Origin of the sequence: Corallococcus carmarthensis (assembly GCF_003611695.1) — a bacterium.
In the GTDB taxonomy this organism is placed as follows: Bacteria; Myxococcota; Myxococcia; order Myxococcales; family Myxococcaceae; genus Corallococcus; species Corallococcus carmarthensis.
Map to the genome: position 1 here is coordinate 1 of NZ_RAWE01000266.1, position 12,294 is coordinate 12,294.

1 protein-coding gene is annotated in these 12,294 nt (G+C 70.0%); it reads right to left on the bottom strand.

What is annotated here, in order from left to right; all coding sequences use genetic code 11:
- A partial coding sequence (locus tag D7X32_RS39320) for a non-ribosomal peptide synthetase (protein WP_120607656.1) occupies nt 1-12,294 on the bottom strand: 12,294 nt, incomplete at both ends.

A 12,294-nucleotide genomic window follows, 5' to 3' on the forward strand; every position in this document is an offset into this window, starting at 1 on the left:
CACGGAAGGTGAGCTGCTCCTCGCGGCAGATGACGGCCAGGGCTTCGGGCGTACGAAGGGCCTGGGCGGCGAAGGCGTCGTGGAGGCAGAGGTCGCGGGGGAACTCAGCGCTGGGGCCGTTCCAGTCGACGAGAAGCTGCTGACGCTCCGGAGCGGTGAGCAGGGGCAGGCTCGCGAGCGTCGAGTCCGGCTGAGCGGCGATGGCCTCCAGCAGCACGCCCAGGTGGCCCGCCATGCGCTGCGCGGTCGAGGCGTCGAAGAGGTCCGTGGCGTACGTCAGCACTCCGACGAAGCCCTGGGGCGACTCGCCGAGGGTGAGCGTGAGGTCGAACTTGGAGGACTGGGTGTCCACCGCGACGCGCTGGAAGGAAAGCCCGGACAGGCTCAGCGTTTCGGTGGGCGCGTTCTGCAGGGAGAACATCGCCTGGAAGATCGCGCTGCGGCTCAGGTCGCGCGAGGGCTGGAGGACCTCCACCAGCTTCTCGAAGGGCAGGTGCTGATGCTCGTAGGCCGCGAGCGTCGTGCCGCGCACCTGGGCAAGGAACTCACGGAAGGTCGACTGCGGCTGGACGTGGGCACGCAGCACCAGCGTGTTGACGAAGAAGCCGATGAGGCCCTCGGTCTCCGCCTGCGTGCGGCCTGCGATGGGCGTGCCGACGCTGATGTCGTCCTGCGTGGAGTAGCGGGACAGGAACACCTGCCAGGCCGCGAGCAGCAACATGAAGGGCGTGGCGCCTTCATCCTGGGCCAGCGACTTCAGTGCCTGGGAGATCTCCGACGGGATGCTCACGTCCACCGTGGCGCCCCGGCGTGACTGCACGGGCGGACGCGGACGGTCCGTGGGCAGGTCCAGCGCGGAAGGCGCGCCCGAAAGCTGCTTCTTCCAATAGCCCAGCTGCGCGTCCAGGGCCTCGCCCTGGAGCCAGCCTCGCTGCCACATGGAGAAGTCCGCGTACTGCACGGGCAGCGGCGGGAGGGAGGGCGACTGGCCCGTGCTGAAGGCTTCGTAGAAGGCCGCCACCTCCCGGACGAGGACGCCCATGGACCAGCCGTCGGAGACGATGTGGTGCATCGTCACCAGCAACAGGTGCGAGTCCTGCCCCAGCCGCACCAGCGTGCTGCGCAAGAGCGGGCCCGTGGTGAGCTGGAAGGGACGCCGTGCCTCCTTGGCCGCCGCGCGCTGGGCCTCCTCCTCCCGCTGCGACTCGGGGAGGGCGGTCAGGTCGATGAGGGGCAGCTCCCAGCCGGAGGGCTCCTGGATGATCTGCGACGGTTCGTCTTGAGACGGGGAGAGCGTGGTGCGCAGCGACTCGTGGCGCTCCGCCAGCGCCTCGAAGGCGCGGCGCAACGACTCCAGGTCCACCGGGCCCGTCAGCCGCAGGCCGGTGGGAATGTTGTACGAGATGTCGCCGGGCTGGAGCTGATCCAACAGCCAGAGGCGCTGCTGGGCGAAGGACAGCGGAATGTCGCCTTCGCGCGGCAGGGGCCGCAGGGGCGGTGCGCGGAGCCCGGTGGACGGGTCTCCCTCGAGCTTCGGCGCGAGGCCTTCGACGGTGGGTGACTCGAAGAGGGCCCTGAGCGGCAGCTCCACACGGAAGGTGGACCGCACGCGCGAGACGAGCTGGGTGGCCAACAGCGAGTGGCCACCCATGGCGAAGAAGTCGTCCAGCACGCCGATGCGCTCCACCCGGAGGACCTCGGCGAAGAGGGCGGCCAGCTTCTCCTCGGTGGCGGTGCGCGGCGCGACGAAGGCGGAGCTCCGAGGCGTGTTTCCAGGCTCCGGCAGGGCCTTGCGGTCCACCTTGCCGTTGGCGTTGATGGGCAGGGCGTCCAGCACCATGATCGCCGACGGCACCATGTACTCAGGCAGCCGCTGCCTCAGGCTTGCCTTGAGGGTGTCCGCGTTCAGCGACTGTCCCGCGCGCGCGGTGACGTAGCCGATGAGGCGCTTGTCCGCGCCGGTGCCCCGCGCCACGACAACCGCTTCGTTGACGCCGGTGGCGGAGCGCAGCGCGACTTCGATTTCGCCCAGCTCGATGCGGAAGCCACGCACCTTCACCTGGAGGTCGACACGGCCGAGGAAGTCGAGCGTGCCGTCTTCCCGCCAGCGGGCCTTGTCACCCGTGCGGTAGAGACGCTCGCCGGGAGTGGAGGCGAAGGGGTGGGGGACGAAGCGCTCCGCGGTCAGGTCGGGGCGGTGCAGGTAGCCCCAGGCGAGGCCCTTGCCGCCGACGTACACCTCACCGGCGATGCCCACGGGCACCGGGTGCTGGTGCGCGTCGAGCACGTAGAGGGTGGAGTTGGAGGGAGGCCGGCCAATGGGGATCGCGCCTTCCACGCGCCAGCCGTGCTGCATGGCGAAGGTGGTGGCGAGGGTGGTGTTCTCCGTGGGGCCGTAGGCGTTGTGGAAGCTGGCGCCCTCGGGAATGCGAGCGAGGTGCTCGCGCACGCGGTCCGCGGGCAGCACGTCGCCACCGGACAGGATCTGGCGGACGCCCGCGAGCACTTCGCCCTGGTGCAGGGCCATCTGCTCGAAGAGCGCGGTCGTGAGGAACAGCGTCGTCACGCCGTGATGGCGCAGCTGCGCGGCCAGCTCCTCCAGCAAGAGGGCGTGGGGCGGAGCAATGACGAGCTTCGAGCCATTCAGCAGCGCGCCCCAGATTTCGAGCGTGGAGGCGTCGAAGGCGACCGGGGCGACATGGAGCCAGACCTCTTCAGGCCCGAAGTGCATGAAGGTGCTGCCGAGCACCATGCGGGTGATGCCCCGGTGCGGCACGCAGACGCCCTTGGGGCGGCCGGTGCTTCCGGAGGTGAACATGACGTAGGCCATGGCCTCGCCGTCCACGCGGACGTCAGGCGCATGGGTGGGCCACGCGGCGATGTCACCGGCCTGTGCGTCCAGCCAGACGCGGGTGCCGTTGGCGGGCAGCAGTGAGGCGAAGGGCTGGTGGGTGACGACGAAGTGGACGTCCGCGTCCTCCAGCAGGGCGGCGATGCGCTCCACGGGGGCATTGCGGTCCACGGGGACGTAGGCGGCACCTACCTTGAGGATGGCGAGCAACGCCGTCACCAACTCGAAGGAACGCTCCACGGCGAGGCCGACGCGCGCACCCGGGGCGATGCCGAGGCTGCGCAGATGGTGAGCCAGTTGGTTCGCGCGGGCTTCGAGCTGTCCGTACGTCAGCGTCGCTTCCCCCAGGACGAGCGCCACCGCGTCGGGCGCGCGGCGGGCCTGCTCGGCGAAGTGGGCATGGACAGGGACCTCCGTCGGACTGGCGACGGTGGTGTCGTTCCACTCCACGAGGATGCGCTGGCGCTCGTCGCTGGAGAGGAGGGACAGCTCGGACACGGGCTGCTCGGGCTTCGCGGCCACGGCCTCCAGCAGCGTGCGCAGATGGCTGCCCATCCGCTCGATGGTGTTCCGCTTGAAGAGGGCGGTGCTGAACTCCAGCGAACCGATGAAGCCCTGGGGGGAGTCCTGCAATGCCAGGTTGAGGTCGAACTTGGCGGAGCGCCCTTCGGCGGTCACCTGCTGGAAGGTGAGGCCGGGAACGCGCAGCTCCCCCGCCGGGGCGTTCTGGAGGGCGAACATCACCTGGAACAACGGACTGCGGCTCGCGTCCCGCACGGGCTGGAGCGCTTCCACCAGCTTCTCGAACGGGAGGTGCTGGTGTTCGAACGCCGCGAGCGTCGTGTCGCGAACCTGCGCGAGCAGCTTGCGGAAGGAGTCCTCCGGTGTCACGCGCGTGCGAAGGACGAGCGTGTTGACGAAGAAGCCGATGAGGCCCTCGGTCTCCGCCTGGGTGCGGCCCGCGATGGGAGAACCCACGCTGATGTCGTCCTGCGCGGAGTAGCGCGACAGGAGCACCTGGAAGGCCGCCAGCAGCAACATGAAGGGCGTGGCGCCTTCACGCTGGGCCAGGGCCTTGAGCGCTTCGGACGTCGCCTGGGGAATCCGGACGGGGACGGCCGCGCCCTGGTGGGACTGGATGGCCGGGCGCGGATGGTCGGTGGGCAGCTCCAGCGCGGAGGCCGCACCCGCGAGCTGCTTCTTCCAGTAGCCCAGCTGCGCGTCCAGCGTCTCTCCCTGGAGCCACTGGCGCTGCCGCTCCGCGAAGTCCGCGTACTGCACGGGCAGCGGGGCAAGCATGGGCATCTTGCCCGTGCTGAAGGCCGCGTAGAAGGCGAGCAGCTCACGGACGAGCACGCTCATGGACCAGCCGTCGGAGACGATGTGGTGCATCGTCACCAGCAGCAGGTGCTCTTCAGCGGCCAGCCGCACGAGCGCGGTGCGCAGCAGCGGCCCCCGCTCCAGGTGGAAGGGCTGGTTCGCATCCTTCGCGATCCGGCGCTGGGCTTCGGCTTCGCGCTGCACTTCGGGCAGCGAGGACAGGTCCACGAGCGGCAACGTCCACGCGTCCGGCGCGTGGATGTGCTGGGTGGCCTGTCCTTCCTGCTCGCGGAAGGTGGTGCGCAGGGACTCGTGACGGGCGACCAGCGCTTCGAAGGCGCGGCGCAACGACTCCACGTCCACCTGGCCCTTCAGCCGGAGCGCGGTGGGGATGTTGTACGACGCATCCCCCGGCGTGAGCTGATCCAGGAACCAGAGGCGCTGCTGGGCGAAGGAGAGCGGAATGGCTTCCCTGCGTGAGGCGGGTCGAAGCGAAGGAACACGGGCCGCCGCGGGCCGCGCGTCAGCAAGCTTCAGCGCGAGGGCGGCGACGGTCGGCGCATCGAAGAGGGCTCGCAGGGGCAACTCCAGCCCCAGCGTGGCCCGCACGCGCGAGACGAGCTGGGTGGCCAGCAGCGAGTGGCCTCCCAACGCGAAGAAGTCATCGTGGATGCCCACGCGCTCCACGCGGAGGACTTCGGCGAAGAGAGCGGTCAGCTGCTCCTCGGTGGCGGTGCGCGGTGCGACGAAGGCGACGGCGCTCGAGGCTTCCCCCGGCTCCGGGAGGGCCTTGCGGTCCACCTTGCCGTTGGAGTTGAGAGGCAGCGCGTCCAGCACCATGACCGCGGAGGGCACCATGTACTCGGGCAGCTGCTGCCGGAGGTGGGCCTTGAGGGCTTCGGAGTCCAGCGACTGCTCCGCGCGCGCGGTGACGTAGCCGACGAGGCGCTTGTCCGCGTCCGTGCCCCGGGCGACGACGACCGCTTCGTTGACGCCGGTGGCGGAGCGCAGCGCGGCTTCGACTTCGCCCAACTCGATGCGGAAGCCACGCACCTTGACCTGGAAGTCGATGCGGCCGAGGTACTCCAGGCGCCCGTCGATGCGGTAACGGACGCGGTCGCCCGTGCGGTACATGCGGCCACCGGGAGGTCCGTAGGGCTCCGGGAGGAAGCGCTCCGCGGTGAGCTCCGGGCGCAGCAGGTAGCCGCGCGCCTGGCCTTCACCCGCGAGGTACAGCTCTCCTGCCACGCCCACGGGCACCGGCTGCAACGACGCGTCCAAAACGTAGGCGCGCGTCGCGGGCAGGGGCCTTCCGATGAGGGGCGCTTCGTCGCGGCCGACGAGGGAGGCGGTGGAGTAGGTGGTGTCCTCGGAAGGCCCGTAGAGGTTGTAGAGCTTCTGGACCGTGGGGACGGCGTAGACCTGCTTCGCCAGCGTCTCCGGCAGGGCTTCGCCAGCGAGGTTGATGACGCGCACCGTGGGAGGCACCGCATTCAGGCGCAGCAGTTGCGCCATGGCGGAGGGCACCGTGTTGACGAGGGTGACGTGAGAGGCGGTGGGCAGCTCCGCCAGGTGCAGGGCGTTACGTGCCACCACCACCGCGCCACCGCTGCTCAACGGTGCGAAGAGCTCGAAGACGGAGAGGTCGAAGTTGAGGCTCGTCGCGGCGAGCGTGCCCTTCAATTCCTCCGGAGAGAACGTGGCCAGTGCCCAGTGGAGGAAGGAGACGGCGTTGCCATGGGAGATGGCGACGCCCTTGGGACGGCCGGTGCTGCCGGAGGTGTAGATGAGGTAGGCGAGATGGCCCGGGCGGATGTCCACCTCAGGGGCCGTGGTGGGCTGCTTCGCCAGTTCCGCATCCGAGTCGAGGCACACCGGCGTGGCGGAAGTCTCCGGCAGCGCGGAGAGCAGGTGCGAATGCGCCACGAGGGCGGGGCCCTGGGCGTCCTCCAGCAACCAGCCCAGGCGCTCACGCGGGTAGCTGGGGTCGAGCGGCACGTAGGCACCACCGGCCTTGAGGATGCCGAGGGCTCCAATGAGGAGGTCCTCCGTGCGCTCGACGCACAGGCCGACGCGGACTTCGGGGCCGACACCCAGACCGCGCAGGCGGTGCGCGAGTTGGTTCGCCTTCGCATCCAGCTCTCGGTACGTCAGCTGCCGCTCGGGCGTGATGACAGCAATCGCATCCGGCGTGCGGCGCACCTGGGCTTCCACCATCGCGGGGATGCTGGGCTCACGAATCGCCAGTGCCGTTTCCGGATTCCACTCGACGAGGAGCTGGTGGCGCTCGTCGTTGGAGAGGAGAGGCAACTCGGCCACGGGCTGCTCGGGCTTCGCGGCCACGGCCTCCAGCAGCGTGTGCAGATGGTTGCCCATCCGCTCGATGGTGTTCCGCTCGAAGAGGGCGGTGCTGTACTCCAGCGAACCGATGAAGCCCTGAGGTGAGTCCTGCAGCGCCAGGTTGAGGTCGAACTTGGCGGAGCGCCCTTCGGTGGTCACCCGCTGGAAGGTGAGGCCGGGAACGCGCAGCTCCTCCGCCGGGGCGTTCTGGAGGGCGAACATCACCTGGAACAAAGGACTGCGGCTCGCGTCCCGCACGGGCTGGAGCGCTTCCACCAGCTTCTCGAACGGGAGGTGCTGGTGTTCGAACGCCGCGAGCGTTGTGTCACGCACCTGGGCCAGCAACTCACGGAACGTCGTGCGCGGATTGAGCTGGGCGCGAAGGACGAGCGTGTTGACGAAGAAGCCGATGAGGCCCTCGGTCTCCGCCTGGGTGCGGCCCGCGATGGGAGAACCCACGCTGATGTCGTCCTGCGCGGAGTAGCGCGACAGGAGCACCTGGAAGGCCGCCAGCAGCAACATGAAGGGCGTGGCGCCTTCACGCTGGGCCAGGGCCTTGAGCGCTTCGGACGTCGCCTGGGGAATCCGGACGGCGATGGCCGCGCCCGCGTAGGACTGGATGGCCGGGCGCGGATGGTCGGTGGGCAACTCCAGCGCGGAGGCCGCACCGGCGAGCTGCTTCTTCCAGTAGCCCAGCTGCGCGTCCAGCGTCTCTCCCTGGAGCCACTGGCGCTGCCGCTCCGCGAAGTCCGCGTACTGCACGGGCAGCGGCGGGAGGGAGAGCGTCTTGCCCGTGCTGAAGGCTTCGTAGAAGGCGAGCAGCTCACGGACGAGCACGCTCATGGACCAGCCGTCGGAGACGATGTGGTGCATCGTCACCAGCAACAGGTGCTCTTCGGCGGCCAGCCGCACGAGCGCGGTGCGCAGCAGCGGCCCCTGCTCCAGGTGGAAGGGCTGGTTCGCCTCCTTGGTGATCCGGCGCTGGGCTTCGGCTTCGCGCTGCACTTCGGGCAGCGAGGCCAGGTCCACGAGCGGCAACGTCCACGCGTCCGGCGCGTGGATGTGCTGGGTGGCCTGCCCTTCCTGCTCGTGGAAGGTGGTGCGCAGGGATTCGTGACGGGCGACCAGCGCTTCGAAGGCGCGGCGCAACGACTCCACGTCCACCTGGCCCTTCAGCCGGAGCGCGGTGGGGATGTTGTACGACGCATCCCCCGGCGTGAGCTGATCCAGGAACCAGAGGCGCTGCTGGGCGAAGGAGAGCGGAATGGCACCCCCGCGCGACGCGGGCCGAAGCGCAGGAACCCCCTGAACCGCGGGCCGCGCGTCAGCGACCTTCAGCGCGAGGGCGGCGACGGTCGGCGCATCGAAGAGGGCTCGCAGGGGCAACTCCAGCCCCAGCGAGGCCCGTACGCGCGAGACGAGCTGGGTGGCCAGCAGCGAGTGGCCTCCCAACGCGAAGAAGTCATCGTGGATGCCCACGCGCTCCACGCGGAGGACTTCGGCGAAGAGAGCGGTCAGCTGCTCCTCGGTGGAGGTGCGCGGTGCGACGAAGGCGACGGCGCTCGAGACTTCCCCCGGCTCCGGGAGGGCCTTGCGGTCCACCTTGCCGTTGGCGTTGAGGGGCAGGGCGTCCAGCACCACGAGCGCCGAGGGAACCATGTACTCAGGCAACCGCTGCTTGAGGGTTGCCTTGAGTGCCTCGGAATCGAGTGCGTGGCCTTCGCGCGCGGTGACGTAGCCGACGAGGCGCTTGTCCGCGTCCGTGCCCCGGGCGACGACGACCGCTTCGTTGACGCCGGTGGCGGAGCGCAGCGCGGCTTCGACTTCGCCCAGCTCGATGCGGAAGCCACGCACCTTCACCTGGAAGTCGACACGGCCCAGGAAGTCGAGCGTGCCGTCGGCCAACCAGCGCGCCTTGTCGCCCGTGCGGTAGAGGCGATCACCCGGCATGGAGGCGAAGGGATGGGGGACGAAGCGCTCCGCGGTCAGGTCGGGGCGGTTCAGGTAACCCCAGGCGAGGCCCGGGCCACCGACGTACACCTCACCCGCGACGCCCACGGATACCGGACGCAGGTGCGCGTCGAGCACGTAGGCGGTGGAGTTGGAGATGGGCCGGCCAATGGGGATCGCGCCATCCACGCGAGTGCCGTGCCGCATGGCGAAGGTGGTGGAGAAGGTGGTGTTCTCCGTGGGGCCGTAGGCGTTGTGGAAGCTGGCGCCTTCGGGAATGCGAGCGAGGTGCTCGCGCACGCGGTCCGCGGGCAGCACATCGCCACCGGACAGGATCTGGCGCACGTCCGCGAGCGTCTCGCCCTGGTGCAGGGCCATCTGCTCGAAGAGCGCGGCGGTGAGCCACAGGGCCGTCACGCGGTGGTGACGCAGCTGGGCGGCCAGCTCCTCCAGCGACAGGGAGTGGGGCGGCGCGAGGACGAGCTTCGCGCCGTGCAGCAGCGCGCCCCAGATTTCGAGCGTGGAGGCATCGAAGGCGACAGGCGCCGCCTGGAGCCAGACTTCATCCGGCCCGAAGCGCATGAAGGTGCTGCCGAGCACGAGGCGGGTGATGCCCCGGTGCGGCACGCTGACGCCCTTGGGCCGGCCCGTGGAGCCCGACGTGAACATGACGTAGGCCAGGGCTTCGCCGTCCACGCGGACATCGGGGGCGTGCGTGGGCAGCGCGGCGATGACGTCCTGCTGCGCATCCAGCCAGACGCGGGTGCCGTTGGCGGGCAGCAGTGAGGCGAAGGGCTGGTGCGTGAGCGTCACGCTGACGTCCGCATCCTCCAGCAGGGCGGCGATGCGCTCCACGGGCGCATTGCGGTCCACGGGGACGAACGCCGCGCCCACCTTGAGGATGGCGAGCAGGGCCGTCACCAGCTCGAAGGAACGCTCGACGGCGAGGCCGACTCGCGCACCCGGGACAACGCCAAGCGCGCGCAGGTGATGGGCGAGTTGGTTGGCGCGCGAGTCCAGTTGGGCGTACGTCAGCGTCGCGTCTCCCAGCACCAGGGCCGCCGCGTCGGGCGTGCGCTGGGCCTGCTGCGCGAAGTGGACGTGGACAGGGACCTCCGTCGGACTGACGGCGGCCGTGTCATTCCACTCCACGAGGACGCGCTGCCGCTCATCGCTGGAGAGGAAGGACAGCTCGGCCACGGGCTGTTCGGGCTTCGTGGCCACGGCCTCCAGCAGCGTGCGCAGATGGTTGCCCATCCGCTCCACGGTGCTCCGCTCGAAGAGGGCGGTGCTGTACTCCAGCCAGCCGACCAAGCCCTGCGGCGAATCCTGCATCGTCAGGGTGAGGTCGAACTTGGCGGAGTGGCCCTCGGCGATGACCGGCCGGAAGGTGAGGCCCGGAACGCGCAGCGCTTCGGCGGGTGCGTTCTGCAGGACGAACATCACCTGGAACAGCGGACTGCGGCTCGCGTCCCGCACGGGCTGGAGGGCTTCCACCAGCTTCTCGAACGGAACGTGCTGCTGCTCGTACGCGGCGAGCGTCGTGCCTCGCACCTGCGCGAGCAGCTTGCGGAAGGAGTCCTCCGGCGTCACATGCGAGCGCAGGACGAGGGTGTTGACGAAGAAGCCGATGAGGCCTTCGGTCTCCGCCAGGGTGCGGCCCGCGATGGGCGAGCCCACGGTGATGTCGTCCTGGGCGGAGTAGCGCGACAGGAGCACCTGGAAGGCCGCGAGCAGCACCATGAAGGGCGTGGCGCCCTCGCGCTGGGCCAGGGCCTTGAGCGCGTCGGACGTCGCCTGGGGAATCTGGACGGAGTGGGTCGCACCCGCGTGGGACTGGATGGCCGGGCGCGGATGGTCCGTGGGCAGCTCCAGCGTGGCCGGAGCCCCCGCCAGCTGCTGCTTCCAATAGCCCACCTGCGCATCGAGCGTTTCACCCTGGATCCAGTCGCGCTGCCACGTCGCGAAGTCCGTGTACTGCACGGGCAGCGGGGCAAGCGTGGGCGTCTGACCGGCGCTGAAGGCCTCGTAGAAGGCGACCAGCTCGCGGACGAGCACACCCATGGACCAGCCGTCGGAGACGATGTGGTGCATCGTCACGAGCAACAGGTGCTCTTCGACAGCCAGCCGCACGAGCGCGGTGCGCAGCAGCGGACCGTGCCGCAGGTCGAACGGCTGACGTGCCTCCGCTTCGACCCTCCGCTGGGCTTCGGCTTCGCGCTGCGCTTCGGGCAGCTCGGAAAGGTCGATGAGCGGCAACGCCCACGTGGCGGGCGTGTGGATGTGCTGGGCGGCCTCTCCCTGGTGCTCGCGGAAGGTGGTGCGCAGGGAGTCGTGGCGGGCGGCCAGCGCTTCAAAGGCGCGGCGCAGCGCCTCCACGTCCACGTGTCCCGTCAGCCGGAGCGCCGTGGGCATGTTGTACGACGCATCGCCCGGCGTGAGCTGATCCAGGAACCAGAGGCGTTGCTGCGCGAAGGACAGGGGCTGAGGGCCATCCGCATGCGTCCGGGTGAGCGGAGGGAGGCGAAGGCTCGGCGTCTGTGACTGGAGGCGCTCGGCGAGCGCGGCCACGGTGGGCGCTTCGAAGAGGGCCTTGAGCGGCAACTCCTGGCGGAAGGTGGCGCGCACGCGCGAGACGAGCTGGGTGGCCAGCAGCGAGTGGCCGCCGAGCGCGAAGAAGTCATCGTGGATGCCCACGCGCTCCACGCGCAGCACCTGGGTGAAGAGGGCCGCGAGCTGCTCCTCGGTGGAGGTGCGGGGCCCGACGTAGGTGGAGGCGAGCGCGCCACTCTGGGGCGCGGGCAGGGCCTTGCGGTCCACCTTGCCGTTGGTGTTCAGCGGCAGGGCCTCCAGCACGAGGAATGCGGAGGGCCGCATGTGCTCGGGCAGGGACTGCTTGAGCCAGTCCTTGAGGGCGTCAGGCGTAGGAGCGGGATCAGCGCCTTCCGTGGGCACCACGTAGGCGACGAGCCGCTTGTCGCCGGGGATGTCCTCGCGTGCGAGCACCACGGCGGCGTGCACCTGGGGGTGCTTGAGGAGGGAGGCTTCGATTTCGCCCAGCTCGATGCGGAAGCCACGCACCTTCACCTGGAAGTCGGCACGGCCCAGGTAGTCGAGCATCCCGTCCGCACGCCAGCGCACCACGTCGCCGGTGCGGTAGAGGCGGGCACCCGGAGTGGAAGAGAAGCCATCGGGGATGAAGCGGTCCGCCGTCAGCTCCGGGCGGTTGAGGTAGCCGCGGGCGACGCCCTCACCGCCAATGAACAACTCACCCGCGACACCGACGGGCACCGGGCGCAGCGTGCGGTCCAGCACATAGACGCGCACGTTGGGGAGGGGCCTGCCGATGGTGGGAGTGGGAGAGGCGTCGAAGGCGCAAGCGGTGGCGTCGACGGTGCACTCGGTGGGGCCGTAGACGTTGAAGACGCGCGGCTGCGGGGCCTGGGCCAGGTGACGCCAGGTGGCGGGGTCCACGGCTTCGCCACCCACGAGGACGCGGCGGGGAATGGACTGACGCTCCAGCAGGCCTTCATCCACCAGCAGGCGCAGGTGCGCGGGCGAGCAGTCGAGGACGTTCAGCGCGTCCTGGCCAATGCGGTTGACGAGCTCGCCCACGTCGGCGCGGGCCTCGTCGGGGACGATGCAGAGGGTGTGGCCGTCGAGCACCTGGATGAGCTGCTTGACGGAGGCGTCGAAGGACAGCGGAGCGTTGACGCTGACGCGCTCTCCAGGCTGGGCCTCCGCGTGCACGGTGGCGGCGAGGGCGACGCGCAGATTCAGCACGGAGCGGTGCTGAATCATCACGCCCTTGGGGCGGCCGGTGCTGCCGGAGG